At 34.0% G+C, this 26,434-nt stretch carries 34 protein-coding genes and 1 other RNA gene; 19 read left to right on the forward strand and 16 right to left on the reverse strand.

Features of this window, described 5'->3' with window-relative positions:
* Positions 1–39 precede the first annotated feature (39 nt).
* Positions 40–1,005, forward strand: a complete 966-nt coding sequence (locus C6989_RS07250) for an ABC transporter ATP-binding protein (RefSeq protein ID WP_182126787.1) — start codon at positions 40–42, stop codon at positions 1,003–1,005.
* Here the strand turns inward: C6989_RS07250 and C6989_RS07255 are convergent.
* Positions 1,002–4,526: a chromosome segregation SMC family protein gene (locus C6989_RS07255; protein WP_182126788.1), complete on the reverse strand. Its 3,525-nt coding sequence runs from the start codon at positions 4,524–4,526 to the stop codon at positions 1,002–1,004. The genes C6989_RS07250 and C6989_RS07255 overlap by 4 nt on opposite strands.
* 172 nt (positions 4,527–4,698) lie before the next feature.
* On the opposite strand from C6989_RS07255, the gene C6989_RS07260 reads away from it, so the two are divergent.
* A complete protein-coding gene (locus C6989_RS07260) occupies positions 4,699–5,436 on the forward strand; it encodes a carbon-nitrogen hydrolase family protein (RefSeq protein WP_182126789.1) in 738 nt (245 codons plus the stop codon).
* Here C6989_RS07260 and C6989_RS07265 read toward each other — a convergent pair whose 3' ends face one another.
* Positions 5,437–6,531 (reverse strand): inositol-3-phosphate synthase, encoded by a 1,095-nt coding sequence (locus C6989_RS07265; protein ID WP_148703602.1) that lies wholly within the window; start codon positions 6,529–6,531, stop codon positions 5,437–5,439. It abuts the gene before it with no gap.
* A gap of 103 nt (positions 6,532–6,634) precedes the next feature.
* On the opposite strand from C6989_RS07265, the gene C6989_RS07270 reads away from it, so the two are divergent.
* Genes C6989_RS07270 through C6989_RS07280 form a run of 3 tightly spaced genes read left to right on the forward strand, consistent with a single transcriptional unit; the run spans position 6,635 to position 8,991 of the window.
* Positions 6,635–7,576: a deoxyhypusine synthase gene (locus C6989_RS07270; RefSeq protein ID WP_148703603.1), complete on the forward strand. Its 942-nt coding sequence runs from the start codon at positions 6,635–6,637 to the stop codon at positions 7,574–7,576.
* Between the two features lie 36 nt (positions 7,577–7,612).
* Positions 7,613–8,326 (forward strand): proteasome assembly chaperone family protein, encoded by a 714-nt coding sequence (locus C6989_RS07275; protein ID WP_148703604.1) that lies wholly within the window; start codon positions 7,613–7,615, stop codon positions 8,324–8,326.
* Positions 8,327–8,376: 50 nt separating this feature from the next.
* Positions 8,377–8,991: a LysE family transporter gene (locus C6989_RS07280; RefSeq protein WP_148703605.1), complete on the forward strand. Its 615-nt coding sequence runs from the start codon at positions 8,377–8,379 to the stop codon at positions 8,989–8,991.
* A gap of 2 nt (positions 8,992–8,993) precedes the next feature.
* On the opposite strand, the gene C6989_RS10245 is transcribed toward C6989_RS07280, so the two are convergent.
* The 3 genes from C6989_RS10245 to C6989_RS07295 all read right to left on the reverse strand — a co-directional run bounded on the left by C6989_RS10245 (position 8,994) and on the right by C6989_RS07295 (position 9,977).
* On the reverse strand, positions 8,994–9,125 hold the full coding sequence (locus tag C6989_RS10245; RefSeq protein ID WP_255464664.1) for a hypothetical protein: 132 nt from the start codon (positions 9,123–9,125) through the stop codon (positions 8,994–8,996).
* An 88-nt stretch (positions 9,126–9,213) separates the two neighbouring features.
* Entirely contained in the window at positions 9,214–9,687 is a 474-nt protein-coding gene (locus C6989_RS07290) for a DNA-binding protein (RefSeq protein WP_182126790.1), read from the reverse strand.
* Between the two features lie 41 nt (positions 9,688–9,728).
* Positions 9,729–9,977, reverse strand: a complete 249-nt coding sequence (locus tag C6989_RS07295) for a hypothetical protein (protein ID WP_148703607.1) — start codon at positions 9,975–9,977, stop codon at positions 9,729–9,731.
* A gap of 72 nt (positions 9,978–10,049) precedes the next feature.
* Between C6989_RS07295 and dinB the strand changes: the two genes are divergently transcribed.
* The gene (gene dinB, locus C6989_RS07300; RefSeq protein WP_182126791.1) at positions 10,050–11,144 is read left to right on the forward strand and encodes a DNA polymerase IV; all 1,095 of its coding nucleotides are present in this window, start codon (positions 10,050–10,052) and stop codon (positions 11,142–11,144) included.
* On the opposite strand, the gene artG is transcribed toward dinB, so the two are convergent.
* The 4 genes from artG to C6989_RS07320 form a co-directional block, all read right to left on the reverse strand.
* Positions 11,128–12,075, reverse strand: a complete 948-nt coding sequence (gene artG, locus C6989_RS07305; protein ID WP_182126792.1) for a thaumarchaeosortase — start codon at positions 12,073–12,075, stop codon at positions 11,128–11,130. The genes dinB and artG overlap by 17 nt on opposite strands.
* 245 nt (positions 12,076–12,320) lie before the next feature.
* Positions 12,321–12,800 (reverse strand): hypothetical protein, encoded by a 480-nt coding sequence (locus C6989_RS07310; protein WP_148703610.1) that lies wholly within the window; start codon positions 12,798–12,800, stop codon positions 12,321–12,323.
* The gene (locus C6989_RS07315; protein ID WP_148703611.1) at positions 12,801–13,463 is read right to left on the reverse strand and encodes a DsbA family protein; all 663 of its coding nucleotides are present in this window, start codon (positions 13,461–13,463) and stop codon (positions 12,801–12,803) included.
* A 31-nt stretch (positions 13,464–13,494) separates the two neighbouring features.
* Entirely contained in the window at positions 13,495–13,692 is a 198-nt protein-coding gene (locus C6989_RS07320) for a hypothetical protein (protein WP_148703612.1), read from the reverse strand.
* 50 nt (positions 13,693–13,742) lie between these two features.
* Between C6989_RS07320 and C6989_RS07325 the strand changes: the two genes are divergently transcribed.
* Positions 13,743–14,045 carry a hypothetical protein gene (locus C6989_RS07325; protein ID WP_182126793.1) on the forward strand — a complete coding sequence of 101 codons (303 nt, stop codon included), beginning with the start codon at positions 13,743–13,745 and terminating at the stop codon, positions 14,043–14,045.
* Here the strand turns inward: C6989_RS07325 and C6989_RS07330 are convergent.
* Entirely contained in the window at positions 14,036–14,401 is a 366-nt protein-coding gene (locus C6989_RS07330) for a C2H2-type zinc finger protein (protein WP_182126794.1), read from the reverse strand. The genes C6989_RS07325 and C6989_RS07330 overlap by 10 nt on opposite strands.
* A gap of 80 nt (positions 14,402–14,481) precedes the next feature.
* Between C6989_RS07330 and C6989_RS07335 the strand changes: the two genes are divergently transcribed.
* The 3 genes from C6989_RS07335 to C6989_RS07345 are packed head-to-tail and all read left to right on the forward strand — an operon-like array spanning position 14,482 to position 16,565.
* Complete coding sequence (locus C6989_RS07335; protein WP_148703615.1) at positions 14,482–14,868, forward strand: hypothetical protein; 387 nt, start codon at positions 14,482–14,484, stop codon at positions 14,866–14,868.
* A gap of 3 nt (positions 14,869–14,871) precedes the next feature.
* Entirely contained in the window at positions 14,872–15,750 is an 879-nt protein-coding gene (locus tag C6989_RS07340; RefSeq protein WP_182126795.1) for an NAD(P)-dependent oxidoreductase, read from the forward strand.
* A gap of 53 nt (positions 15,751–15,803) precedes the next feature.
* Positions 15,804–16,565, forward strand: coding sequence for an SDR family NAD(P)-dependent oxidoreductase (locus tag C6989_RS07345; protein WP_182126796.1), 762 nt, complete (start codon positions 15,804–15,806; stop codon positions 16,563–16,565).
* Here the strand turns inward: C6989_RS07345 and C6989_RS07350 are convergent.
* A complete protein-coding gene (locus C6989_RS07350; protein ID WP_182126797.1) occupies positions 16,554–17,135 on the reverse strand; it encodes an endonuclease dU in 582 nt (193 codons plus the stop codon). The genes C6989_RS07345 and C6989_RS07350 overlap by 12 nt on opposite strands.
* Positions 17,116–17,238: a hypothetical protein gene (locus C6989_RS10250; RefSeq protein ID WP_255464665.1), complete on the reverse strand. Its 123-nt coding sequence runs from the start codon at positions 17,236–17,238 to the stop codon at positions 17,116–17,118. Before C6989_RS10250 ends, C6989_RS07350 begins: the two co-directional genes overlap by 20 nt.
* 93 nt (positions 17,239–17,331) lie before the next feature.
* Between C6989_RS10250 and C6989_RS07355 the strand changes: the two genes are divergently transcribed.
* From C6989_RS07355 to rnpB, 4 genes are all read left to right on the forward strand, one after another.
* Entirely contained in the window at positions 17,332–17,541 is a 210-nt protein-coding gene (locus tag C6989_RS07355; protein ID WP_182126798.1) for a hypothetical protein, read from the forward strand.
* Positions 17,542–17,593: 52 nt separating this feature from the next.
* Positions 17,594–18,808, forward strand: a complete 1,215-nt coding sequence (locus C6989_RS07360; protein ID WP_182126799.1) for an NAD(P)/FAD-dependent oxidoreductase — start codon at positions 17,594–17,596, stop codon at positions 18,806–18,808.
* 353 nt (positions 18,809–19,161) lie between these two features.
* On the forward strand, positions 19,162–19,785 hold the full coding sequence (locus C6989_RS07365) for a class I SAM-dependent methyltransferase (protein ID WP_182126800.1): 624 nt from the start codon (positions 19,162–19,164) through the stop codon (positions 19,783–19,785).
* 38 nt (positions 19,786–19,823) lie between these two features.
* Positions 19,824–20,102: RNase P RNA component (gene rnpB / locus C6989_RS07370), an RNA gene on the forward strand.
* Positions 20,103–20,106: 4 nt separating this feature from the next.
* On the opposite strand, the gene C6989_RS07375 is transcribed toward rnpB, so the two are convergent.
* Positions 20,107–20,376: a hypothetical protein gene (locus tag C6989_RS07375; protein WP_237087640.1), complete on the reverse strand. Its 270-nt coding sequence runs from the start codon at positions 20,374–20,376 to the stop codon at positions 20,107–20,109.
* 58 nt (positions 20,377–20,434) lie between these two features.
* A complete protein-coding gene (locus tag C6989_RS07380) occupies positions 20,435–21,802 on the reverse strand; it encodes a hypothetical protein (RefSeq protein ID WP_148703624.1) in 1,368 nt (455 codons plus the stop codon).
* A 115-nt stretch (positions 21,803–21,917) separates the two neighbouring features.
* Between C6989_RS07380 and cofD the strand changes: the two genes are divergently transcribed.
* The 3 genes from cofD to C6989_RS07395 all read left to right on the forward strand — a co-directional run bounded on the left by cofD (position 21,918) and on the right by C6989_RS07395 (position 24,502).
* Positions 21,918–22,838 carry a 2-phospho-L-lactate transferase gene (cofD, locus tag C6989_RS07385; RefSeq protein ID WP_148703625.1) on the forward strand — a complete coding sequence of 307 codons (921 nt, stop codon included), beginning with the start codon at positions 21,918–21,920 and terminating at the stop codon, positions 22,836–22,838.
* A gap of 1 nt (position 22,839) precedes the next feature.
* Complete coding sequence (cofC, locus tag C6989_RS07390; protein WP_182126801.1) at positions 22,840–23,478, forward strand: 2-phospho-L-lactate guanylyltransferase; 639 nt, start codon at positions 22,840–22,842, stop codon at positions 23,476–23,478.
* Positions 23,479–23,593: 115 nt separating this feature from the next.
* Positions 23,594–24,502: a transcription initiation factor IIB gene (locus C6989_RS07395; protein ID WP_014962921.1), complete on the forward strand. Its 909-nt coding sequence runs from the start codon at positions 23,594–23,596 to the stop codon at positions 24,500–24,502.
* On the opposite strand, the gene C6989_RS07400 is transcribed toward C6989_RS07395, so the two are convergent.
* Entirely contained in the window at positions 24,491–25,480 is a 990-nt protein-coding gene (locus tag C6989_RS07400; RefSeq protein WP_148703627.1) for a CPBP family intramembrane glutamic endopeptidase, read from the reverse strand. The two genes, C6989_RS07395 and C6989_RS07400, sit on opposite strands and share 12 nt — an antisense overlap.
* Positions 25,481–25,486: 6 nt before the next feature.
* On the reverse strand, positions 25,487–25,795 hold the full coding sequence (yciH, locus tag C6989_RS07405; protein ID WP_148703628.1) for a stress response translation initiation inhibitor YciH: 309 nt from the start codon (positions 25,793–25,795) through the stop codon (positions 25,487–25,489).
* Positions 25,796–25,898: 103 nt separating this feature from the next.
* Between yciH and C6989_RS07410 the strand changes: the two genes are divergently transcribed.
* Together C6989_RS07410 and C6989_RS07415 are read left to right on the forward strand one after the other, a co-directional pair.
* Positions 25,899–26,228 carry an Sjogren's syndrome/scleroderma autoantigen 1 family protein gene (locus C6989_RS07410; protein WP_182126802.1) on the forward strand — a complete coding sequence of 110 codons (330 nt, stop codon included), beginning with the start codon at positions 25,899–25,901 and terminating at the stop codon, positions 26,226–26,228.
* Positions 26,229–26,262: 34 nt separating this feature from the next.
* Positions 26,263–26,427, forward strand: a complete 165-nt coding sequence (locus C6989_RS07415; protein WP_148703630.1) for a preprotein translocase subunit Sec61beta — start codon at positions 26,263–26,265, stop codon at positions 26,425–26,427.
* Positions 26,428–26,434: the final 7 nt, after the last annotated feature.

A 26,434-nucleotide genomic window follows, 5' to 3' on the forward strand; every position in this document is an offset into this window, starting at 1 on the left:
CTATATCTCTTGATATACTTCTAAATTCAATAACATTTGTTGGAAGAAATTCTTCGAATTGAACATTTGAAAAAATATTTTTCTAAAAAAGGAATGTTTGGGAGTAGTTCATCGACAGTCAGAGCAACAGATGATATTTCTTTTTCGGTGAACAGAGGAGAAGTTTTTGTTTTAGCAGGTGAATCAGGTTCTGGAAAATCAACTATTGCAAAATTAATTTTAAGATCAATAGAACCAGATTCTGGAAAAATATTTTTTGAAAATCAAGAAATTGACAACAGACCTGAAAATTTGAAAAAAATTAGGATGAGTTGCCAAATGATACATCAGGATCCCTATGATTCAATTAATCCAAGAATGAAAATTGGAGATATTGTTTCAGAACCGTTGGAGATACATAATCTTGGAAACAAAGAAGAAAGAAGGAAAAGAGTAATTGAAGTTCTTCACGAAGTAAAATTAGAGCCAGCCAAAGAGATTATCAAAAAATATCCACATATGTTATCAGGTGGACAAAGACAAAGGGTGGTTCTGGCCAGAGCATTGTCATTAAAACCAAAAGTGATTTTGGCAGATGAACCTGTTTCAATGCTAGATGTGTCAATAAGAGCTGAAATGCTTGAATTAATGCATGAATTACAAAAAAAATACAACATTTCATTCATCTACATTACACATGATTTAGCAACAGCCAGGTATTTTGGTCAAAGAATAGGAATTCTGTACTTAGGAAAAATTGTTGAGATAGGTCCAATTGACAAAGTACTATTGAGCCCAAAGCACCCATACACACAAGCACTAATTGATGCAATATCAGAAATAGACCCAGATAATCTACATAGAGAAAAGAAGATTAGAATTAATGAGCCAACAGACATAGATATTCTTCACGGCTGTAGATTCAGAAATAGGTGTCCATACATCATAGAGAAATGTAGTGTTGAGCCCGATTTAGAACAAACAGATGAAGGACAATTTTCAGCTTGTCATGTCAAAATAGACTAAGAGTTTCTAACTGAAGGCATACGTTTGTCTTTGTATGTAACAACATTTGAGACACCATTTTTTGGGAACACACCATAGATCAGTTTTGCTTTCTGGACAACAGAATCTTTTAGAGATACCATAATGAATTGACTTTCTTTTGAACGTTCTTCCAGAATATTTGACAATCTCTCAGAGTTTGGAGCATCAAGGTGTGCATCTACCTCATCAAACAAGTAGAATGGAGATGGTTTGAGTTTTTGCAAAGCAAGAACAAATACAATTGCAGCTAGAGTTTTCTCACCACCACTAATTGATGTAGATTCTCTCTTTGGTTTATTTGGGAATTGAATTAGATAAGAAATTCCAGAATTAAAAATGTCATCTTCATTTTGTAATTCTAACCAGGCATTTCCACCAGTCATTTTATTGAAAATTAGTTTTATTTCTTTATCGACTTTATCAAATGCATCCAAGAATGTTTGACGTTTATCCTTTTCAATATCTTCAATAAATTTAACAATAGAGTTTCTTTCTTCCTCAAGTGAGTTCTTTCTTGTAGACATTGAGCGGTATCCATATGATACCTCAAGATATGTTTCAGGAGCTTTTGCGTTTAAGGCATTCAATGAGGCTAATTCTGCAGACAATCCTTGAACAATAGATTCCACATCAAATGTTTCCATGTCCTTATCAAAGCCAAATGCAGAAAGAATTTGCTTTAATTTGTTCTCATTTTCAGTCAAATCACGCAGATCCCTATTCAAGGAATCAGATTGCCTCTCTAGGGAATTGATTTGTTTGGTTAATTCTCTATCTTTTTCAGACAATACTTTGAGTTTATCATCAAACTCTTTGAGTTGGCCAATAGAGGAACCAGAGGTTTCAATAAGATCTTGTTCTTTTTCTCTTAATTTGACAAGAACCTCGTTTTTAGATTCTTTTTGAACTTCTAGTTCACTAATTTTTGTTTGTAATTCCTCTTTTTCTAAATTCAAAGAACGTTCTTCATCATTAAGACGATTGGATTGTGATTTTTCACGATTATCTTGAGTTTCCAGAGTTGTCAATTGTGAGGATTTGTCACGATATTCATTTGCAATAGTCGTGTATAGTTTTTCAATTTCTGCTTTCTTTAAATTAATTTTAGATAATTCATTTGCAATACGTGCTTGTTCGCCACTTGCATAGTTGTCTTCTACAATTGAAATTCGTTCTAATAGTGATTCTACTTGAGATTCAGTAGTGAGGACTTCAGATTCTATTGTTTTATCACGTGAAGTTAAATCAGAGATTCTTTTTGTGAGTTGTTCTTTCATTGCCAATGTAGATTCAATTCTGGGTTTGAGATGAGAATAGTTTTCATTTACAGATGCTAATGATTGCTCAGAAATTGAAAGTCTATCAGAATTTGATTGAATAGCATCATCTAATTTTTTAATAGAGTTCTTTTTTATCAGCAAGTATTTCTTTACAGCATTAATTGATTGAAATAATCCATCAACATCACTGGTCATAGAAATTAATTTTGTGAGTTTTGATATTTTTGAATCAATATCAATGACTACGGTACCTCCTTTTGCCTCAAAGTATTCACCATCCAAAGTGACTGCCTTGTAGCCTGATTGGGACACATTGTATGCAGACTCTCGAGTTTTTGTAAGAACAATATTGCCAAACAGGAATGTTTTGAGTTCAGAATAAGCAGGCTTACAACGAACAAAGTCAGCAAGTACACCTATTACACCTGATTCTTTGGGCAACTTTAGTTTGAATTTAGGAATTGCATCAAGTGGGATAATCTTTAGTTTTGGCAATTTTCTGGATCTAGCAAATTCTGCAATTCCAAGAAGAGTTGCAAAGTCTTTTACAATTATGGCTTTAATCCAATCAGAACTCACAGCCAGAATTGGACGTTCATATTGTTTGTCCCAAGAAATCATTTCATAAACTAAACCTTCAATGCCAAGTTTTTCTGCATCCTCTTTTAATTTTGCAACGGTATAATCTTCATGCATGAAGCCTTTGACAGTTTTAATTTTTGATTCATAACGTGTTGCAGCTTTGTTAGATTTTTCTAGAATTTCACCCCACTCATCCATATCAGAAACAATTTTAGATTTTTTTAGTTGTAAATTCTTTATTCTAGATTTTAATTCAACAATTGTTGCATTATGATTTTTAATCATAGATTCTAATTTAGATTTAGAAGATGTAAGCTCTTCAATGCCATGTTCAAGCCCTTCTAACTTGGCAGTGTTTAATTCTATTTTTCTTTTTGATTCTTCTTGTTCATGTTGAAGTTTAGAGAGTTTTAGTTTGGCATCGTTTAATTGATTTGTAAGGGTTCTAATTTTTTCATCAATTTCAGATTTTTTGGCAGCAGCTTGTGATTGCTCATCTAAAATTTTATTTCTTTGAGAATCTATAGATTCCAAATCAGAATTAATTTTATTTTTCTTAGTATTGGTTTCTTCAATAGAATCTTTAATTTTTAAAATCTGAGTATCGATATCACTTCTTGCGGTATTAATTTCTTCAAGTTCTTTTTGTATTTCTGGAATTCTAGAATTGATTTGTTCTATTCTTTTCTTTGATGCAGATATTGCACTGTTATCTATTTCATATTGTTCCATAGCTGCTGCAATTTCGGCATCAAGTGAAGATTTTGCTTTAGTGTAATCATTAGCTTCTGTCATCAATTTTGATTTTTCAGATTCCAAAGTTCCAATTTCGGTTCTCAAAACACTTCTTTCTTCATCAAAAGTTGTAATTTCAGAGGTTACTGAGCCTAAAGTTGATTCCTTTGACTCTTTTTGGCCAGATATTACCTTTAGTTTGTTGGCAGCAGCTATTGCTTTGTACCTGTTTAATTCACGCTCAAGAATGTCATGTCGGAGTTTTTGATTCCGTTCTTCTTCAAGTTCATCTATTCTTTTCTTGATTTCGCCCATTTTAGCAAGTGCAATCTCAAGTCTTCGATCGGCCTCATCAAGTTGTTTTACAGATTCAGCCTTTTTTTCATCAAAATATGAAAGTCCAATCAAATCTTCAATTGTCTTTCTTTTTTCTTCAGATGTGAATTCAGATATTCTAGTTACAGTTCCTTGCTGCACGGCATTTAGTTGACCCAATCCAGCGTTTGCCATATCCAACAAATCAAGAATGTGACTTCGATTGGTCTTCTTTTTATTCAAATAGTATGTGTTTTCGCCATTAGCATCCATCTCTCTTGTAATTTCAACAACATCAGAGTCAACAGGAATCTTTCGATCAGAATTATCAAAGTGTACACTTGATCTTGCCATTTTTGGTCCACGTCTATTCCCTTCAATATCATGAATCAGTGATCGTAATTTGTCAACTCTCATTATTTTGGGTTTGTTTTCACCCATTGCAAAAATTATGGCATCCAGAATGTTACTTTTACCAGAGCCATTAGGACCTGAGATCGATACCAGTCCAGGTTCAAATTGGACAGTTGTATTCTTAAAACCAAATGACTTGAAACCAAAGATCTCTACTTTTTTAACATGAACCAATGACGTTATTCTTTCAAATGGTGAGATAATCGATGTTTAACAAGTTTAGTTGACACTATTGCATAATTTTTCTTGTTGTAGTATGATATTTTTCGTAACGGTGAGCACAAACAAATTAAGAAATGATTGTCAGTGTGCCTACTTATAATTACCAAATAGCTATTCAAAAAATATGGTAAAATTAGGAATAATTCAAACCATTTCATATCTTAATAATCAAAAAGGAATATCCAGAGCAGCCCATATCCTAAGAAAGTTGGGTAGGCAAGAAACAGATATTGTTTGTCTGCCTGAGCAATGGCTTAAGGATAACATAATTTTAGATTTTGATTCAGAATTTGCTGAATTCAAGGAAATTGCTAAAGATTTTTCAATGACCATAATACCAGGCGCATTTTACGAAGTCAATAAAAGGAATTCATCAATAATTGCACCAGTAATTGGCCCCAAGGGAGAATTCATAGGCAGGCAAGAAAAGATACACCCATTTGACTATGAAAGAGACAATGTCAAGCCTGGAAAGGAGGCTAAGATTTTCAATACAGCCTGTAAGTTTGGAGTGATAATTTGTTATGATATGGTATTTCCACAGGTTGCAAATACTTTAGTCAAAAAAGGGGCTCAAGTCTTACTATCTCCTAGCAGAATAGTTAGAAGAGGAATAGAACCATGGCAGATGTATGTTCAGGTTAGAGCATTAGAGAACAGAATTCCAATCCTTGCAGCAAATGTAGAAAATAGAAGGTTTGGTGGAAATAGCATCATAGTAGATTTGGCAGAGAACAACAAAGTTGTCAACACCAAAATCACTAAACTAAAAAATGAAAATTCTATTTCAAAAGAATTCAAACTGGAAAAATATGAGAAAAGTAGAAAAATCAGATTTTCAGACGCAAATAAATTCAGATAGTTATTCGTCTGCTACAAACTGTTCACAAGCAGCTTTTGCTTTAACATCTGATGTTTGCTCAATTGGATGCTTCATCAAGTATGCACTTGCAGGCTTGATTGGTCCGCCAACCCCTCGATCAAGAGCAATTTTTGCAAGCCTAATTGCATCAATTACAATTCCAGCTGAATTTGCCTTGTCATCTACTTCTAAACGAACTTCCATATTGTAAGGGATATTTGCCCATTGGCGTCCTTCAATTCTCATAAACATCAATTTTGTATTACCTAAGAATGGAATAAAGTCAGAGGGTCCGACATAGATTTGATCATCATCTAGTCGTTCATCAAGTTGACTTTGAACACTTTCAGTTTTAGATATTTTCTTTGAAACAAGTCTATCTTGTTCCTTCATGTTTAAGAAATCAGTATTACCACCAACGTTAATTTGGTAAGTTTTTTCGATTTTGGTTCCCCTATCATTACATAATTTTGCCAAAGTCCTGTGAACAATAGTTGCTCCAACTTGTCCTTTGATATCATCTCCAATACAAGGAATATTTTTTTCTTCGAATTTTTTTGCCCATTCAGGATCTGATGCAATAAAGGAAGGAATACAATTTACAAATGCAGTGTTAGTATCTAGGCAAATCTGTGCCCAATATTCAGTTACTTTGTCAGAACCTACAGGCAGATAAGAGACAATTATTTCAACGCCAGTATCCTTGATGACTTTTTTAACTTCTTCAGTAATTTCTTCTACAGATTTTGGATTTTCAACAGGTTTGATTCTGTTTTCTACCCAAAGTCCAACACCGTCTAGAATGGGGCTTTCGTAAATTTTGGCATCAGTTTTTGGTAACTCATCTTTTGGAATCCAATCAACCATGTTTGGATAAGCATAGATTGCCTCATGGAGAGGTTTACCAACTTTGTTTTCACCAACATCAAATCCACAAACAAAATCAATATCATGGATTCCATAACCAGCTAATTTATCATGAATAATTCCAGTAACTTCCTGTGTAGGATTTTTTCGATAATATTCAATACCTTGAATTAAACCTGAAAAACAATTTCCGATTCCTACTAGTCCTACCTTTATTCTACCTGCCATTCGAAAATTGGTGTTATTAGACGGGTTTAAAGTTTTCTTAGAGAAATAAAAAAATTAATGAAATTAAGGCAGGATTTTATACTTGACATCAAGAATTAAGATCATGATAGAACCAGGGCGCCCTGTAAAAGATATACAAATTGATTCAAACACATCAATTGAAAAAATTTTTGAAGAGTTGTCTCAATCAGGGGGTTTTGAATCAGTAAATCTTTCAACAGGGGTAGAAATTTTAGCAGAGATGATTTCAGATAAACAATGTCTTAGATTCATTTCATTTGTAGGAGCAGTTGTTTCTACAGGGTTAAGAGGAATTCTAAAAGACATGTTAAAAAACAAATGGTTTGATGTTGCAATTACAACATGCGGTGCACTAGATCATGACATTGCAAGACATTTTTCACATTACAAAGAAGGTTCCTTTACAATGGATGACAACGAATTAGCAGATCAAGATATTCACAGATTAGGCAGTGTACTTGTGCCTATGGACAGTTATGGGCCATTAATTGAAGAGAAGATGCAAGCATTTTTGGAAGAGGAATATCAAAATGGTGTAAAAGAAATGACTACTGCTCAAATCTGTAAAATGATTGGGAAGCATTTAGGAGAAGATTCATTTCTTTATTGGGCATACAAAAATGACATTAGTGTAGTAGTTCCAGGAATCATGGATGGTGCAGTAGGAAGTCAGATTTGGTTATTCACACAAAAGCATAATGATTTTAAATTGAACATGGCAGGTGATGCGGATTTACTTTCAGGTTTTATTTTCAAAGCTGAAAAATCAGGAGCATTTATGATTGGTGGAGGAATTTCAAAACATCATACTTTATGGTGGAATCAATACAGAGAAGGGTTAGACTATGCATTTTACATTACAACTGCACAAGAATTTGATGGTAGTCTTAGTGGCGCACTAGTCAGAGAAGCAATTTCCTGGGGAAAAGTTACACAAAAAGCAAAGCAATCAACACTTCATGCAGAAGTGACAACCATATTGCCATTCATTTATTCATCACTAGTATCAAAATTAAAAAATTAGACAAACCCTATTATCTAATAAAAACAAAAAACAATCATGCTTCCCAAAATAAGAATTAAGGAATTCAAACCACTCAACTTAGAAGGAGGATATCTAATTGACGGATTTCCATCAGCAGGTTTTAGCAGCGCTATTGCATCAGAATCAATGATACACACATCCAAATTGAAATTAGCAGGAATTATTGATTCAGAACTATTTCCTCCAATTAGTATAATTAAAAATGGAAAGCCAAACTATCCATCAAGAATATTTGTCAATGAAGATTTGAAAGTTAGTATCTTCTTATCATATCTCACACTTGATCAAGCACTACATAGAACAACAGCTAAAACAATGCTCAAATGGGCACAAAAACACAAAATCGGTTTAATCGTAAGTAGCATCGCAGTAAAATCTCCAGAGGGCAATGAAGAAATTATTGGTATTGGAAGTACTGATGCTGCAAGAAAGAAAGTGAAAAAAGCAGGACTCAAAGTATTAGCACATGGAACGGTACCAGGAATCCCTGGAATGCTACTAAATGAAGCAAGCATAACAGGACAGGATGTTATTGTAATTATTTTTCATACAGATGGAAAAGGTCCTGATTTCAAATCCAGTGCACAATTATGTTTGGCAATGTCACAATTGATTCCAGGGGCTTCATGCGATATTCCATCTCTACAAAAAGAGGCAGAAAAAGCAGAATCAATAATCAAAGAAGCTGAAGAAGGATCAAAACACATGAAAGACATCATGTACAGATAATTTTTAGATTATGTTTAATTCATAATCATTATAACAAAAATTTGAATTAGATGGAGCAATTTGTAGAATTTGCAGTATTAGTAATAGTCATATCAACATCAGGAGTAATGGCACCAGGACCACTTTTTGCAGCTAACATAGCATATGGGTTAAAAGGAGGTGCAAAATCAGGCATCAAGTTAGCTACAGGTCATGCAATTGTTGAATTGCCGCTTGTGATATTATTAGGGATTGGAGTTTTTTCATTAGAAAGTTTTCCAGAATTCAGAACAATTATTTCTATTTTAGGAGCATTGACGCTTTTTACATTTGCAATATTGCAAATTAGATCAGTCTTAAGGGAAAAAGAATTATCAATTTCAAATATAAAACAAGGGGCTTTAATTACAGGGGTTTTACTAAGCGGATTAAATCCATTTTTCATTATTTGGTGGTTGACAATAGGATTCAAATTAATATCAGATGCCATGCTAATTTGGGCATTTTCAGGTATGTTAATCATGTTTGGATTACATATTTGGATGGATTTTGCTTGGTTAGGAGCAATTTCATTTTTGGCATCAAAGAGTACAAAAATTCTTTCAAACAAAAATTACAAAATATTAATGATAGGACTAAGTATCATGTTAATTTATTTTGGAATTACATTTTTGCAAGAAATATAGTATTAGCCACAATCAAGAATTTCTATTTCAGGTTTGCAACTATCATTAAACAAATCAATTTTTTCAACAATTACTTCACAAAATTCAGGATCAAGTGTTTTTTCAAAAGAATTTATTTCGTTTAAAATTTGCATATGTTGTACACCACAAGAATAATTTGAAAAAAATATTAAAACTGCTGCAATTAAAATTCCACCTATGATTATAATCGGGATTTTAAAATTATTCTTTTGAAATGTCAATTTCCATGGTAGAGACATTACGTTGCTTACCATCTTGAGAAGTAAGTGAATCAGATGAAATTCTTACATCACTAATTACATACCCAACAGAGTCCATTCTTTTTACAATCATTTGCGAGACATCAACAGCTTGAGTAATTCTTTTTCCTCTTGCTTTTATGGTAACAGTAGGTCTTGTTGAAAGTTGAGTTAAGGTTGCAGAAACATAAGTCATTATAGGTTTTGTTCCAACAAAAATAACATTACGTTCTTCAGGATGTTTAGGAGTTTCCGGTTTACTAGATTGTGGTTCAGGTTCTGGGGACTCTAGTTGTGGTTCAGGTTCTGGGGACTCTAGTTGTGGTTCAGGTTCTGGGGACTCTAGTTGTGGTTCAGGTTCGGGTTCAGATTTAGTTCTAGAATCAAACTCTGATAAAATATCTTCTGCGTCTTTTGATTTTCTAGTGTCACTCAATTCTTAATTCCTTTAATAACAAAATTCTCTCTCGCTTTTATTTAATTTTTCAGGTCTTGTGCTTTAAGATAGTCATCAAATAATTTTTCTAGATCGTCATCATTGTCAATTTTCTTGATTTTTTCAACGAGATCTTTTTCTTCAATCTCATAGCAATTCATTACATCCTGAGAATCTTTGAAAACCAACATTGCTTTTTCTTTGAAAATGCAGTGATAAAGTTTCTCTTTTTCCATTTTTTCAGGTTTTATTTTTACGCCATTTTCATCAACAGAAATTGGATAATCCATGAAACTGATGAACCAAATGAGTATTTAGATTAATGCACAATATAGTAATAATCTAAAGTTCATTACAAAGTATTGGAAACAAGAATAGTTTTCCACATAGATTTTGATTATTTTTATGCCCAGTGTGAAGAGATAAGATCACCAGAATTAAAATCAAAACCAGTTTGCGTATGTGTTTTTTCAGATAGAGGTGGAGATAGCGGAGCCATTGCAACAGCAAATTATACTGCAAGAAAGTATGGAGTAAAATCAGGAATACCGATAGTATTTGCTAAAAAAAGATTGGATGAAAGAAACGATGCTGTTTTTTTGCCTGTAGATTTTGATTACTATTCAGAAATATCGGAAAAGGCGATGAAGATTATGGAAGAGTTTGCAGATATTTTTGAGTATGTTGGAAGAGACGAAGCATATTTGGATGTAACAAAAAGAGTAGAAGGGGATTTCCACAAAGCAAGTCATTTGGCTCAACAAATTAAAAATTCCATTAGAGAGAAAACAAAGCTCAGTTGCTCAATTGGAATTTCGCCAAACAAACTAATTTCAAAGATTGCTTCTGACTTTCAAAAACCAGACGGACTAACAATAGTTTCACCAGAAAAAATTGATGAATTTTTAGAGTCATTAAAAATAAGGGACATACCAGGTATTGGTAAAAAAACAGAACAAAGATTTGCAGAAATGAATTTGGAAACAATCGGCGAGTTAAAAAAACTCGATGTATTTACATTAAATAAAGAATTTGGCAGAAAAAGTGGAACATACATCTACAATTCAGTGAGAGGAATTGATAACGAACCAGTACACAAAAGAGAGCCAAGTATTCAACATGGAAAAATTACAACTCTAAAAAAAGATTCAAAGGATTACTCTTTTCTTTTAGAGAATCTATTAGAATTATGCAAAGAAGTTCACGAAGTCATTAAACAAAAAAATCAAATGTTCAAGTCAGTTGGAATAAATTTTGTTCAATCAGATTTATCAAATAAGTCAAAATCAAAAATGCTTAGAAACCCAACTATGAGTTTGGAGGAATTGGAAAAAACAGCAGAGCAATTACTAAGAGAAGCATTAGAAAACCAAACAATCACAATTAGGCGGCTTGGGGTAAAAGTTTCAGAACTTTCAGAGAGTCAGGGACAGAGAGATATTACGAGTTATTTTTAGACGGCAATTTACCTTGTTTCTCTAGTTTTTTCAAACGTCTAGATTCTATCAAAATGACAACTAAAATGAATGCAAATAGCCACGGCAGGAACATTATTTCACCTGCGATTTTGTGATATTCTTCCCATGCGACAGGATCAGTTGTCACTTTGAGGGCATACCAAGATAATGAGAATATTCTAATTAAATTTACAGTAATTGTTCCAATTATACCTAAAACAAAATACATTGATTTTCTTGCTCTAGGAATATTCATCTTTAACATGAATGCCCCAATTACCAATGAGAAAATTATGATGCTGTGAACACCTGCTGATGGCCAGAATACTTGAAGTGCCATAGAACCATGATCACCACGTAGGAACATGACGTTATCTCTTGCAATGGCAGTACCAAGATCAAGTGCAGTAATTACCCAAACATTTGCTTGTACAAAGTATGGAACAATGTATTGTAAAGGTCCAAGTGTGTCATAAGGGAAGAAAGCATCAAGAGACAAAATAATTGCAGTTCCAGTTAAGAAGATAGGTCCGGCAGGTGCAATTCGAATCCATCTCCTTCCAAAGAAGATTGATAATGCAGCAACAATGAAAATTGCCATAACAATAAAGTCCCACATCCATGTCCAAGAATAGATTAATTGAACATCAAATTGTTCTGCAGATGCAACTAAGTAATCGCGTAAACCATTTTCTAATGAAACCAAATAGGAAATAGTAAGTAGTGCTATTGGAATTACTGCAAGTAATCGTTTTTTTGAAATAACAATTTTTAGACCAACAAGTTCAGCTACAACAAAAACAAGTGCAAAAAGATATCCTCCTCTTCCTTCATTCCAACTCCAAGCTATAGAATCAGGATATGCGATCATAGAAAACAGGATCGGACTGGCAATTATCAAAATTCCAGCAATCATACTCCAGTTTTGCATTAAGTTAAACTTGAAAAAGGCAAATAAATAGCTCGACTTTGAAAATTCTAAAAATTCAATTATTCACAATACAAATGGGAAAAAGATGCTTACTCTTCAGCATCTTCTATTTCATCAGCTTCTGGATCTCTCCTACTTGGCCTAATTGGAACATAAATGAATGTCACACCAATAGTTTAACGGACTTTAAGATACATCCGAAGGTCGAAAACGTTTGCCTAAATGGTAATTTCTTGTACATCAAATCAGGATTCTATCTTACATTCAACTTTGAGTGATTTTACTGTTGTAAAGTAAGTAATTGCCAGTATCCCAATTGCAGCCAGTCGGATTGGAATCTCATAATTTGTTAGAAATGCAGTTGCAGTAGCGCCAACAGAGCCAAAGGTTGAGATCACTGCAAACCCAATTGGTCCACAACTACAAGCACCAGCTGCAGCCCCAATTATAGAACCAAAAATGCCACCACCCATTTTCTGTTTTGAGCCTTGGAGTAATTTTATTCTAAAGACATTCATTGGAATTACCAACGCAGACAAGGCAGATAAAATGACAATCAAAATAAATCCAAATTCAGTACCAGATGGAAGATGGCTTACAACATAAGGCTCCAGAAAAATATATTCAGATAATATCAGAAGTCCAATTAGCATTGGAACAAATATAGAAACAGACAATACAACATATCTAAAATTTGAAAAAACAAGTTTGACTGTGTTTGTCATTTATACCATGGGATCCAAAATTTGCTTAAACACAGAAAATGGTTGTGCACCGCCAATCTGGTGTTGCCCATCAGGACCTACAATAAAGAATCCAGGAGTTCCTCTTACACCATGATCTCTTGCTTGTTGACTATTGTATTGAACACGTTTAGAATATTTTCCAGAGTCAAGACAACTCTCAAACAATTCCATATCCAATCCCATTGAAAATGCAAAAGCCTTTAGTCTTTCAGTATTAGCCCAACCATTATCAATTTGAGGTTCTTGTGAATTGTAAAGTACATCATGATACTCCCAATACATTCCCTGATCTTCAGCACAGTATGATGCTTGAGCAGCTTTTGGTGAATCCTTTCCCAAAAATGCCAAATCAACAAAAACCAAATTGGCTTTTCCTGTGTTAATATAATCACGAGTTATAGCAGGTTTAGTGTTATGAAACCAATTATAGCATTGATGGCATTGATAATCACCAAATTCAACAATAGTTACAGAAGCAGAAGGATCACCAAGTATAGGAGAACCCATGGCAGTAGAGATAGTTCCATGAGTTCTAGTCATGTCAAGATTTACAGTTTCAGTAGGGGTTGAAGATAATGATGCTACAATTCCAGCAATAATGGCAATAGATGTGACGCCTATAATTACACCTTTTTTATTCATGTTCAAAATATCTGAGATGAGTTAAAAAAACTTATTCCAAATTATGAGATGATTTTCGTCTAAACAGATTGGTAAATTTTGCAATAGCAGTATCAATTGGACAAACCTCACATTGAACACCAGAAGAGTGACTATCAAGATGTTTTTCAAATTGCTCTCTTGATTCAAATACAAGATCACATTTTTCACAATAGACCTTTGTGACATTGTTTCTTGGTGGTTTATCCATAATAATTAATCAGAATTAGTGCTTATAAAGATCCTGTTAAAAATCAACATGTGAGAAAAATTCTAGATAAATTTGTTACAGGATTCTTTGTAGTTACACTAGGAATTATGTGGTATTGTAGTACAAAATTCTATGTTAAACCAAACAGACATTCAATAGTAGTTTACGATATTTTTGGAAAAGAGACAAAACTAGATGGAGTCAGAGTGGATTTTAAAACACAAAATGTTGCACAAAGTTACATTTCAGAATACAAAAAAAGATTTCCACATTATAATTTTGCAATGAGAATGGAGATACCAGAGATTAGAAAAAATACAATACCTAGAATTTTTAAAAAGATTCAGAGGTAATGGATTCTCATATGAGTATTGAGTTCAACTTGATATCGAGTTACAAATCCACAATGTGAGCATGAGAACATTTCTTGTTGTTGAGTAGATTCTCTTTCAATAACTTTTCCAGACACAGAAGTGATACTGATGAAATTGTTATTTCCTATGACAGCAAAATTACGTCCTTCCCCAATAGAATCTAAAAATTTTTTGATTGCAGTAACTACAGTATTGGTGTCAATTGCCTCATCATCCAAAGTTGATAAAGTAAATTGGTTATTTTTTAGTGTAGGTATGGCTGCAACTTGATCTGAGACATATACTACAAGTTCATTTTTGATTGGTAAAACATCTTTACAGTCAATTGTAAGCATGAATAATTTGACGCAACTCAATATTTTAGTTTAACAATTATCGAAAATGATTATTATGGTTCAATATTGTGAATTTTGTAATGGGGGATTCAGAAACTTTTGGAATAGAGAAAGGTCATGGCCAAGAAGTAATTGCGTGGTTAAATGAGCAAGCAAAATCACAAAAAACAAAACTTGAAGCAAGATTGTATGGGTATACGGTATCAACAAAGAATTTTGGAGACTTTGAGATGTTTTCATGGGTTGGAGATGTTCAAGCAGCTAGAAAGATGATAATTAAAGCAAGTAAGAGATTCAAAGTAAAAGTTATCGAAGGAGGATACAAGCCAAAAGAGAAAGTGCTAAGTATGAAAAAATTTGATTTTGCCAAAGTCAAAAAGAGTGATAAAACAATAGGACAGTTAAAATTTGTAGCACCAAGATTTGGAAATAGTCAATGGGAAATTGAAGATGAGGAGCGTCATTAGAATATGAAAAATATAGGAATCATAGGTTTAGGGATGTTAGGAAATGCAGTTGCATTACACTTGTTAGATTCAGGTTACAAAGTCACTGTATTCAATAGAGATGAAAAAAAGACCATACAGTCAAAAGAGAAAGGAGCTACGGTTGTTGATTCACCAAAAGATGTTGCAAAAAAATCAGATTTAGTAATTATAGTTGTAAAAGATGCTGATGCAGTAAAGCAAGTCTCATTTGGTAAAAATGGAATCATAGAGGCAGAAAATAATGAATTAATTGTTGCAGATATGAGTACAATTGATCCTTCAGAATCAAAAAATATTTCAGAGAAATTTCAAGAATACAACATTAACAAATTAGACATACCAGTAATGGGAGGCCCCAACGTAGCAATTACAGGCGATTTGGTAATGATGGTTTCAGGAGATAAAGAAAGTTTTGAAGAGTGCAAAGCCATATTTGAAAAAATTGCAAATAAGGTATTTTTCTTAGGAGAAAGTGGTGTTGCACATTCTATCAAGCTAGCCATGAATCTGCAAATCACCATGCTTGCACTTGCATTGTCTGAAGGAATAACACTAGTCAAAAAGACAGGAGTAGATCCTAAAAAATTTCTCGAGATTTTAAATTCGACTTATTTTAAAACTGGGATGAGTGAAAAAAAGGCATTTAAGATGATAGATAGAAACTATGATCCAACATTTACACTTGCAAATTTAAAAAAAGATATTTCTACAATGACTAGTGTTGCAAAAGATTTAGGAATTGAACTGCCCATGATACAAAAAGCTGAAGAAGTGTACGAAAATGCGATAAAAGAAGGACTAGGGGAAAGTGACTATACAGGAATTATTGAATATCTTAAACGAATTAATGAATCCAAATAATCAGGAACGAAATTTAACAAAAATTCTATAAGTTATTAGAAATATACCAAATCATGAGATTAAAAGATAAAGTAGCCATTGTTACTGGTGCTTCTAGTGATATTGGTAAAGGAATTGCAAAGAGATTTGCTGATGAAGGTTCCAAAGTTATTCTTATTGCAAGGAATCTTGAGAAATTAGAAGAAACCAGAAAAGAGATCGGAAACGAAGATTCCACTGTCTCAATGACTTGTGATTTAACAGATGAATCTCAAACATTACAAGTTGTAAATCAAATCATGGACACATATGGAAAAATAGACATCCTTGTAAATAATGCAGGGGCAATCAATGATCCTATTCATTTTCACGAAATGAAAGATTCGGAAATTAAAAAATTGATTGATGTGAATCTGTTAGGAGTGTTCAATATGACAAAAGCTGTTTTGGCAAAGATGTCAGATGTTAGAAGTGGGGCAATTGTAAATATTGGTTCTATCTCAAGTGAGAGAGCTATCCCACGAGTACATTTAGCAGTGTATTCTTCTACAAAGGCAGCAATCCCCATGTTCACAAAATCAATTGCAGTAGAATATGCAAGAAGAAACATTAGATGTAATTGCATCAATCCAGGAATTATTAACTCAGGCTCTATTAAGCCATACCTTGATGATCCTCAAGCAAGAAAAGTTCTAGAAGAAAGATTACCTCTTGCAAGAGTTGGAGAACCAGAAGATGTTGCAAATGCAGTGTTATACTTGGCTTCTGATGAAGCAAGCTGGGTCACTGGAGCAATTCTTAATGTTGATGGCGGAAAGACAGCTTCAGAAGGATAATCCTTTCTCAAGTAATGTTTTTGCCAAAAGTTGAGAGACCCTAATTGGTTCAGGAACTGTTCCATATAATGTTAAATCATTGAGAAGATGTTTTACATCATTTAATGTGCAACCTTCTTTTCTAACAAAAACATCATAAGATGTACTCAAGGTAATTTTTTTACGTTTTCCCAGTTTAGCATACTTGTTTAGTTTTGATTCAAAAGAATTTGGGAAATGGTGTTTTATTGAATCCTCTATCCCATCTGAATCATGATAAGATACTCCAATAAGTGGAATTTTTAATATATCAAATAATTTTTTGATGTCAATGATATTATACATTGAAACAATTAGTCCTGAAATCAGAACATAACTGATATCAGACCTGTTTAGGTCATAATACATCTTCAATATTGCATCAGTTGCATCATCGCCTTCTAATGTAGCGCTTCCAAAAACAAATCCATCTATAACAAAATCTCTTCTCATCACAATACCAGAAAAAACAGATTTTCTAGAGTTTTGTTTGAAACTCTCAGCAATAGCTAATCCACGCAGACCTTTTTTTTCAAGATGAAGAGATCTCATTTTTCTTCCTCATATATGCACGATAGCTTAATCCAGTGACAAGCATAATGATTCCAGTAACTGCAGACCACATTACAAAAGATGAGATTTGAGATTCATCCATGAAAAATAAGAGATTTTTAAACATCTAAAGTTTCGGATCAGAAGACTCGTTTTTGTCTGAAACATCTAAATAGATTTGATATTGATTAAAATTATGCCTGAAATCATATGCCCAGACTGTGGTAAACGTCTATTTCATGAGAATGAAACCACACTAAAAATTGAAGAGACAATTCATTCAAAATTCTGTAGAAAAACAGAAGGGGAAACTCACAGTTACATGCATAGAGATCCAGCACATATGAGCACATTTGATCCAGAAAGAGAGAATGATTCAAACGGTGTGCCTGTATTGAAAAAATAGTTTTTCAGGTTTTCCTCAAAATTATATCCTAGATATTATTGATTCAAACCAATTGTCTGACACATATGATTATGATTTAGTGGTTGTTGGTGGAGGTCCTGCAGGATCATCAGCCGCATTTGAAGCTGCAAAAAACGGCACAAGGGTTGCATTAATTGAAAAAGAGGAATCGATTGCAGAAACTGTAAGGACTAGCGGAGTTACATGGATTAAAAATATCAAAGAGTTTGGAATCCCAGATGATTGCTTTAATCCAATTAGGAATTTTTCATTTTGTTCCCCAAATAACGAAGTTACAATAAGTGATTCAGTTCCAAGAGCTGCAGTATTAGATGTTAGAAAAACATACAGATGGCTAGCAAAGCAGGCTGAAAAATCAGGGACAGATATTTTTGTTAAAACAAATGTTAATGAAGTAATAAAAAATGACAAAGGGGACATCATAGGGGTCAGAGCTTCAGGACCTAATGGAAAAATTACATTTAACTCCAAAGTAGTCATTGATGCAAGTGGATTTCCTTCAACCGTTTGCAAAGCTATGGGATATGTTACACAATGGGAGAGATTCGGAGCGGGTGCAGAATATGAAGTAAAAGCTGAGAACGTTGACTCTGAGACATGGTGGCTTATGGTAGGACAACAGTATTCGCCTGCAGGATATGCATGGATTTTCCCATTAGGAGACAACATTGTCAGAATAGGGGTAGGAGTTGGAAAACCAGAATCCGATGTGGATCCTATGCAAAGACTCAATGAATTAATTGACAACAGAGTGGGTCCAATAAAAAAACTAGGAAAAATAACCCAACTAGAATTTCATTACGGATTAATACCAAATGATGGACTGTCAAGACAAACTGTCTTTAATAATTTGATTCTAGTAGGAGACTCTGCAGGTCAAGCAAACCCACTTGTATTAGAGGGAATAAGATACGCAATCAGATTTGGAAGAGTTGCAGGAAAGGTAGCATCAGATGCTATCAAATCAGGCAATACTGACAAGAATTCATTGTATCCATATGAGGATCACTGGCGAAAGGAGATAGAGTCAAAAATTAATTCTGCTGGAAGAGTTCAGGACAGATGGATAGGACTCACAGATGAAGAATGGGATAAAGAGTTAAACATCATTAAAGAACTAAAATCTGAAGAATTCCTAGATTTTATAAAAGCAGATTTTGGATTATCAAATATGGTAAAATTAGCAACACGTCACCCAAAACTTGCTGTCAGACAATTATTTAATTTAGTCAAGGGCAAAAACTAGTCTTCTTTTTGCAACAAGATTCTAAAATCAAGCCATGGTAACTACCCCAGGGTAGTTGCAGGACTTGAAATAGGGCACGGTATTGGTCTGGTCTGTCTTCACAGACATACAAATTGAATGAAATTGCTCAGCAGTACAAAGACTACAATCTCTACAAATCATGATGTTAGGTTTCATACAATGAGCACATTTTGTGTGCTCTGTCAATTTTCCACCACATCTTCTGCATGATTCATCAGGCATTTCTATTCAAAAGATATTTAGAAAAATTGAATATAAGCAGCACGTAGAAATTATTCATATCAATGATCAGTAAGACGAAGATTATAATGTAATTTAAAAAAACAAATTCCATGGATAGTGTTAGAAAAACATTTGATGAGTGGGCTCAAAATGGCAGGGCCGAATTAATGGAGACAGAACATGGAAAAAACGTATCTAAGTTTTTAGAAAAAGTGTCATTTGACAAACCTTTTAGTTTTCTTGATGTAGGATGTGGAAATGGATGGGTCGTAAGAAAAATTTCCAAAGAAAGTAACTGCAAAAAAGCAGTAGGGATTGATAAAAGCAAAAAAATGATCATTCAAGCAAAAAAGAAGAAAGATAATAAAAATCAAGAATTCATTCATACAAATATAGAATCATGGAAATATAGAGGAAAATTCAATTTCATTTTTTCAATGGAGACTCTATATTATTCAGATTCCATAGAGGAAGCACTCAAAAAAATTTACAGATTGTTAAAATCAGGAGGACAGTTTTTTTGTGGTACAGACTTTTATGCAGACAACAAAGCAACTGCAAGGTGGGCAGATGTAATGAAAATACAGATGCATTTGCACTCAAAAAAAGAATGGAAACAGTTTTTTGAAACTGCAGGATTTCATGTAAAAACTAAACACGTCAAAGATTTGAAAAGTAAAAAGAAATGGAAAAGAGAGTTTGGAACTTTGTTCATCATAGGCACAAAAGTCTAAGGTAATATTCAAATTCAATAAACAGATACCATAACTATGTGAGCTGGAGCACGACACGCTGCTACGGCAGAGGAAACTCCTCCCTCCATACAGGAAATGTGATCTGGAGATAGATAATCAGAGATGATTGGCAACGGAGCAGAAAAAAATCCAATATGGCGCACTATGATGGCAAAACCTGAGGTTTCCATAAAAGGAATGAAAAAGCCGACCCACATGGAGCAAAGCCAAACAGAACTGTAAGTTCCTGTACCAAGTTCAGGTAGGCTGCAAAGCGAAATATCGTGAAAACAGAAGGAGGGTTACTCCCAGCACACACTTTTAATTTTTAATTTCATAGTATTCAACTGGATGAGAAAACTGTCTGTTATAATCAACTTCTCTCCAAAATTTTTCTTCGTCAATTTTTTTGCCTTCAAAAATCCAAACGTTTAGAATTTTTTGCATGTACATTTGTGTAGTCTCATCAATCTCAGGTCTAGTACCAGTTTCTTTTTCTATTCTATCCCTTTCTTCTTTGAATGTTTTAAGTAGTCCTTTGAGAGTTTCCCCATTAATTTGAGCTGCCTTTTTTGCTTTAGCAAATTTCAAATCTTTTTTAAAATTGGATAAAAAACCCATAGTAAAACTAGAAAACTTTTCTAAAAATCTAACTCATAGAGTTGGCTTGTTCTTTACAGATTTCTGCATTACATCCACATGTTGCATCACACAAACATGCACCTTGCATTTCACAATCACATTCAGACCCCATATCGGCTGATGCTGCACACCCACATGCTGCCTCTTCAATTGCACCCTCAGGTTGTGGAGGATTTGGTTCAGTGGGTTCAGATGTTTCATCATAAACACTACGTGTCTGCTGATAACCAGCATCGTCTTTTAGTTGGGCTTCTCCTCTGTTGGTCTGATAACCACCTGATGAGGCGCTAGTTTGATAGCCTTGTAATCTACTTGGATCAATTCCTTGCTGACCCTCTTTTGTGTTCTTTAGTTGACGATTACTAAACATAAAGAATGCACCACCTGCAATTGCGGCAATTGCAGCCATTCCATAAATAATCATAACAGGGAAATCACCTGTAGAAGTCGTAGCATAATCTTCTGGAGGAGTTGGAGTTACACCTGCAATCTCTACACCATCAAAAATATCTAAAGCACCAAATCCAATTGCATACAAGTTTCCTTGATCTGAAGATTGAACACTTCTAACAACATATGGTTGGTCTGCAACAATTTCTGCTTCAAAGACTCTTTCGACTTGTCTTCCTTCTCTAATACTACTTTCACCCATAGTCCAACTAGAAACTACAAATCCAGAAATTTCTTGACTTAGACCAAAGGTTCCAGCATCAACATTAATTCCTGTTGGATCAAATAAGAAATGCCAGTTTGTTAATGGTTGTTGCAAGATAAAGTCAGCATTAATGAGATTTTTTCGTAAAACATCTTCAGCCTCAGTGCCTACAAAGAATGCTGCAGCTTCAGGTTCTACTTCAAGTAAAATGTTTATTGGAAAATTAATTTCATGTCCGTCAATGACAACATCACCATTTGCAGTTAGTCCTCTCCACCCCAAATCAACGAGTGTTTTTTGAGAGTCTTTGGTAATCACATAATTTGTTAAAGTTCCTTCAAGGATTACTCTATAATCAACAGATGTGTTGATGTTTCTTGCTTTAAGATGGATATCATAAGAAACATTCAAGTCAGAAATATGAGCCTGACTTCCATCTGCTTTAATTTTATCATTAAGTTGTCTTATCAAATTTTGAACACCAGGATCTGATGAATCAGCAGTTCCTTCAATGGTCCATTCTTGGCCTCTTAAGACATCAAAGAGTTGGCCACCATTTGGGTACTCGATGAATACGGTCTTTTGATAATTCATCTTAAATGGAGAACTTTCACTGTTTGGATTGATTTTTGCATCCATTTGAGCAGCCCATACAGGACTAGTAGAACCAATAACAAGTAGACCAGCAAGTAAAATTGTTAAAGTGACTGCCCTAGACACGATCTAGAAAGCAATTATTTGTAGTAATAAACTTATCCAACGTAAAGATCGGTATTTTTTGAAAAAGTAATATGGAGTAAGGTCTTCAGACTTTGCAGTTTTAGGAGAAAATGGTATGATTACAGTTTTAGCAGGAGGGACAGGTTCAGTCAAACTAGTCAGAGGATTAGTTTCACAGGAATCCAAAGTTAATGTAGTCAGCAATGTGGGAGACAATTATTGGTTGTATGGACTGTATGTATGCCCAGATATTGATACAATTGTTTATGGATTAGCAGATTTGCTTGATCAAGAAAGAGGTTGGGGAATTAAAAAAGACACATTCAATTTTTTGCGTCAGATGGAAGTTTTTGGAGAAGAGACATGGTTTAGAGTAGGAGACAGAGATGCTGCAACACATCTAATTAGAACAAACATGTTAAAGAACGGAAAAAATCTTAGCGACATTACAAAATGGATGTGTGAAAAATTTGCAGTTAGTGCAAACATCATTCCAGTTACAGACAACAGCATTGAAACTAGAATTATTACAGATAAAGGAGAATTACATTTACAAGAATATTGGGTAAAGCATAGAGGAAAAGATCCTGTTGAAGGAATTCAATACATCGGAGCTGACAAAGCCCGCCCTAATCCTGAAGCAGTAAATGCAATACACGATGCAGACATGGTAATTTTAGCTCCAGGGAATCCATTGACTTCAATTGGACCAATGCTCCAGATCAAAGGAATTAGAAAAGAGTTATCCAAAATAAAGAAAAAAGTTGTAGCAATTAGTCCATTAATCGGAGATAATGCAATTAGCGGTCCTGCTGCAAAATACATGCAGGCTGCAGGCATAGAGTCAAATGCTTATGGATTAGCAAAGATGTATTCTGACGTATGTTCTAACATAATTGTTGATACCAAAGATAGAATGTTAGTAAAGAAGATTCAAAGTCTAGATATGAAAGTTTTTGAGACAAAAATTACTATGAAAAATAAATTAGCCGAAGATGCATTAGCAAATTTCATCCTAAAACAAGTACACGTATAATTTGAAAATAGCTGCAATAATTCCTGTAAAGACTTTCTCTAATGCAAAAACGCGTTTAGATTTATCTCCTCAAAAAATTGAAGATTTGTGCAAAGTGATGTTAGAAGAAATTCTACATACAGTTTCGATTTCCCCACAAATTGACAAAGTCATCATGGTGACAAAAGAAGAAAAAGCAATTGAGATAGGCAAAAAATTTAACACTAATACCATAATTGATGAAAAAGAAGAAAGTGTAAACAGCGCAGTTGTACTTGCAGACAAGTATCTCTTAGAGAACAATTATGATGTATCCATTGTTTTTCCTCAGGATATACCATACATCAAAACCCAAGATATTGATTTTATGCTAAATTACAAGTCACCTCCCAATTTTGCCATAATTGTTCCATCAAGAAGATTTGATGGCACTAATGCACTAGTCAGAATGCCAATCGATTTAATGGAGACTCATTATGATGAAGACAGTTACAAGATTCACATGAATACTGCAAAAGAGCACACACTAAATGTTGCAATGGTATTTGTAAAAAGAATCATGTGGGATATAGACAATTCCGAAGATTTGAAATTCCTTTTAGAGCAAAAAGAAAAACCACACATTGCAGAAAAAATTAAAAATATTTTGGAAATAGACTAAAAGAATCAAAAAATATCCAGAAAATTACCTTTTTTTAGGTACGATCACCAGCAGACTTATAAGGTATGGTTTAGAAAATGTTAAATATTATCATAAAAGGTTTTGGGAGATTAAGATGGTTAAAACAGTAAATCCAAAGGACAGATGTCCAAGATGCGGAAAAGGCACACTAGTTACCGATGCCAATACAGGAGAGAATTTTTGTGGCAAATGTGGATTTGTAATTACAGATAAAGTTGAAGAGTCAGGTCCAGAATGGAGATCATTTTCAAACGAAGGTGAAAACAAAAGCAGAGCAGGTGTTCCAACATCACTTGCGATGCACGATATGGGACTGGCAACTGTAATCAATCCCCAAAACAGAGATGCTACAGGAAAACCACTAACAGCTTCTATGAAAAGCACCATTGAAAGATTAAGAACATGGGATAGCAGAAGTCAGGTTCATGAGCCAGTTGATAGAAACTTTAGACAAGCATTCAGTGAATTAGACAGACTCAAAGACAAACTTGCAGTAGGTGATGCAGTTATAGAAAAAGCAGCTTATATTTACAGAAAAGCACTTGAAAAAGGACTAGTTAGAGGTAGGTCTATTTCAGCCCTTATTGCATCAGCACTTTATGCAGCATGTCGTGATACTGAAACTCCAAGAACGCTAAAAGATATTGGTCAAGCAAGCAACATCAAAAGAAAAGACATTGCAAGATGTTACAGACTATTGTTAAGGGAATTAAATTTGAAGATGCCCGTTGTGGATCCAATTAAATGTATTTCAAGAATTGCAAGTAAAGCAGGACTATCAGAAAAAACAAAAAGAAAAGCAACAAAGATTTTACAAACAGCTGAAGAAAATAAAATTTCAGCAGGAAAAGATCCAATGGGATTGGCGGCGGCTGCACTTTATGTTGCATGTGTAACAAATGGTGAAAACAAAACACAAAGAGATGTTGCAGAAGCTGCAGGGGTTACAGAAGTAACAATTAGAAATAGATACAAAGGATTGAAAGTAGCCTTAAATCTCTAGTGCAGATTCTTTTTTGAAATAAAATCTACTTAGAAACAGCATCGCCACAGAGAATATTCCAGAGGCCAAAAGTAACAATTCTAAAGTAGACATTAGAGAATGCGAAAATGCGTTTTCAATAGATATAGAATTAATCTGTGAGATAAAAGTCGCATAAGAGAATATGAAGTAATTTGTTGCCCAATGAATTAACAGGGATGCAACAAAACCAAACCTAAGATAGACCCATCCTAAAATAATGCCACCCGCAGTTGCTTGTGCAAACTTGCCTTCACTCCAAGAATCTCCAAACGCAATGTGTGCAAATCCAAATAAAACACCAACAAAAACAATCAAGAATATAGCTTTTCTAGAATCATAAACATCAAGATTTCTAGGAGACCACAAACATTTTAGAAAATATTTTGGAGATGTTCTGTGAGAATAGAGTGCAAATAATGGAATTCCAAGTAGAATTAAACGAAACCCAACTTCTTCTATCAAAGGTGCAAGTGAAACATAGAAAAATTGAATCAAATCATTGTCATCAAGTGGAGGAACTGTAACAATACCAAATTGTTCTTGAACAAAATTAATCACCACAGAAACTAAAACTAAGATAGAAAGCCATTTTGTGACACCAATCATATAATTTGAAGTGGCATCATATTTTCCAAAAGAGATGATAGAAGTAAATGATTTTAAAAATCCTGTTTGGGGACCCAAAAGTGCAATTACAAACAATACAGCATAAAAAATCCACAAGACAACAAAGACATCACCTATGCTGATATTAGAAAAAGTCTGGTGTATTGAAGTTCCTTCAAAAAGTGCTAAATGAGTTACAGGGAAATCATAATTGATATCATTTCCAACATCACTTTCAAATATTACAAATGCGCCTATAGGAAAAGATACAAGAAGTAATCCAAAAATTACTGATAGTAATGCAGTAAAAGGAATTCCAATGGCTTGGAGTAACTTGGTTTTATTTTGCAATTTGCTTTAATGCAGTTCTATACTTTCTTCAGCAAAACCTAGGTTGGTCAATGTATCTTTGATGGTATCACGATGATCACCTTGTAAGAAAATATAACCTTCTTTGGCAGTTCCGCCACATGCATATTTGCTTTTGAGTTCTTTTGCAACAGTCTCTAAATTATTTAATTTAGGATCCAAGCCCTCAATCATAGTACCTTTTTTCTTAAATCGTCTTGTTTCTAATCGAATTATAATTTTGGTGCTATCTTTGGCAAGTTCACCGCATGCACACAAGTCCTCTGGAAGACCACAAGTATTACAAATTACTGCCATTCGTTCGAAATGAATTCAATTATACGCACTATTAAGCCTTGTTTGAATATAGAATATTTTAAAAAATAATGAGATTTTTTAGATAGAAAATACAAGAAGAACCGTGTCAAAAGATCTGACAAAAAAAGCAGCAGAGATGCTGTTGCAAGGGGCAACACTGCTTAGTGAACCCTGCCCCTACTGTAAGGGAGTAAGAGTGATGAAAGAAGGCCATGCATTATGCATAAGCTGTGGCCGTGAACCTGAAAAAAAAGAAATTCCAGAAACAAAACCAATTGAGGCTCAATCTCCAATTCTAGGTACTTTAGAAAAGAAACTACAAGTCCTATCAAAGGAATTAGAAGACGAAAAAAATCATGCTAAGCAACAAGAAATACTAAAATCAATAAATTCATTGTTAGAAACGATCGAAAAGATGAAAGACAAACAATAAAGTTTTTATGTCAAAATCCTTGTTTTGAGATAGAATGGCAGATAAGAAATCAGCACCACTCCCAGCATCAAGTGGAGGTCTCATGAGATTCTTTGAAGATGAGACAAAAGGATTCAGAGTGGATCCAAAAATCGTAGTATCAATTCCCATCAGCCTAATTGCAGTATCATGGGCAATCGATATCTTTCTAGCTCCGTGAAGAAACA

Source organism: Nitrosopumilus sp. b2, assembly GCF_014078535.1.
Taxonomy (GTDB): Archaea; Thermoproteota; Nitrososphaeria; order Nitrososphaerales; family Nitrosopumilaceae; genus Nitrosopumilus; species Nitrosopumilus piranensis.

Excerpts from the sequence above, each read along its gene's own strand:
- C6989_RS07260 (WP_182126789.1), top strand. The coding sequence starts at position 4,699 with ATGGTAAAATTAGGAATAATTCAAACCATTTCATATCTTAATAATCAA.
- C6989_RS07265 (WP_148703602.1), bottom strand. The coding sequence starts at position 6,531 with ATGGCAGGTAGAATAAAGGTAGGACTAGTAGGAATCGGAAATTGTTTT.
- C6989_RS07270 (WP_148703603.1), top strand. The coding sequence starts at position 6,635 with ATGATAGAACCAGGGCGCCCTGTAAAAGATATACAAATTGATTCAAAC.
- C6989_RS07275 (WP_148703604.1), top strand. The coding sequence starts at position 7,613 with ATGCTTCCCAAAATAAGAATTAAGGAATTCAAACCACTCAACTTAGAA.
- C6989_RS07280 (WP_148703605.1), top strand. The coding sequence starts at position 8,377 with ATGGAGCAATTTGTAGAATTTGCAGTATTAGTAATAGTCATATCAACA.
- C6989_RS10245 (WP_255464664.1), bottom strand. The coding sequence starts at position 9,125 with ATGCAAATTTTAAACGAAATAAATTCTTTTGAAAAAACACTTGATCCT.
- C6989_RS07295 (WP_148703607.1), bottom strand. The coding sequence starts at position 9,977 with ATGGATTATCCAATTTCTGTTGATGAAAATGGCGTAAAAATAAAACCT.
- artG (WP_182126792.1), bottom strand. The coding sequence starts at position 12,075 with ATGCAAAACTGGAGTATGATTGCTGGAATTTTGATAATTGCCAGTCCG.
- C6989_RS07310 (WP_148703610.1), bottom strand. The coding sequence starts at position 12,800 with ATGACAAACACAGTCAAACTTGTTTTTTCAAATTTTAGATATGTTGTA.
- C6989_RS07315 (WP_148703611.1), bottom strand. The coding sequence starts at position 13,463 with ATGAATAAAAAAGGTGTAATTATAGGCGTCACATCTATTGCCATTATT.
- C6989_RS07320 (WP_148703612.1), bottom strand. The coding sequence starts at position 13,692 with ATGGATAAACCACCAAGAAACAATGTCACAAAGGTCTATTGTGAAAAA.
- C6989_RS07330 (WP_182126794.1), bottom strand. The coding sequence starts at position 14,401 with ATGCTTACAATTGACTGTAAAGATGTTTTACCAATCAAAAATGAACTT.
- C6989_RS07335 (WP_148703615.1), top strand. The coding sequence starts at position 14,482 with ATGGGGGATTCAGAAACTTTTGGAATAGAGAAAGGTCATGGCCAAGAA.
- C6989_RS07340 (WP_182126795.1), top strand. The coding sequence starts at position 14,872 with ATGAAAAATATAGGAATCATAGGTTTAGGGATGTTAGGAAATGCAGTT.
- C6989_RS07345 (WP_182126796.1), top strand. The coding sequence starts at position 15,804 with ATGAGATTAAAAGATAAAGTAGCCATTGTTACTGGTGCTTCTAGTGAT.
- C6989_RS07350 (WP_182126797.1), bottom strand. The coding sequence starts at position 17,135 with ATGAGATCTCTTCATCTTGAAAAAAAAGGTCTGCGTGGATTAGCTATT.
- C6989_RS10250 (WP_255464665.1), bottom strand. The coding sequence starts at position 17,238 with ATGGATGAATCTCAAATCTCATCTTTTGTAATGTGGTCTGCAGTTACT.
- C6989_RS07355 (WP_182126798.1), top strand. The coding sequence starts at position 17,332 with ATGCCTGAAATCATATGCCCAGACTGTGGTAAACGTCTATTTCATGAG.
- C6989_RS07365 (WP_182126800.1), top strand. The coding sequence starts at position 19,162 with ATGGATAGTGTTAGAAAAACATTTGATGAGTGGGCTCAAAATGGCAGG.
- cofD (WP_148703625.1), top strand. The coding sequence starts at position 21,918 with ATGATTACAGTTTTAGCAGGAGGGACAGGTTCAGTCAAACTAGTCAGA.
- C6989_RS07395 (WP_014962921.1), top strand. The coding sequence starts at position 23,594 with ATGGTTAAAACAGTAAATCCAAAGGACAGATGTCCAAGATGCGGAAAA.
- yciH (WP_148703628.1), bottom strand. The coding sequence starts at position 25,795 with ATGGCAGTAATTTGTAATACTTGTGGTCTTCCAGAGGACTTGTGTGCA.
- C6989_RS07415 (WP_148703630.1), top strand. The coding sequence starts at position 26,263 with ATGGCAGATAAGAAATCAGCACCACTCCCAGCATCAAGTGGAGGTCTC.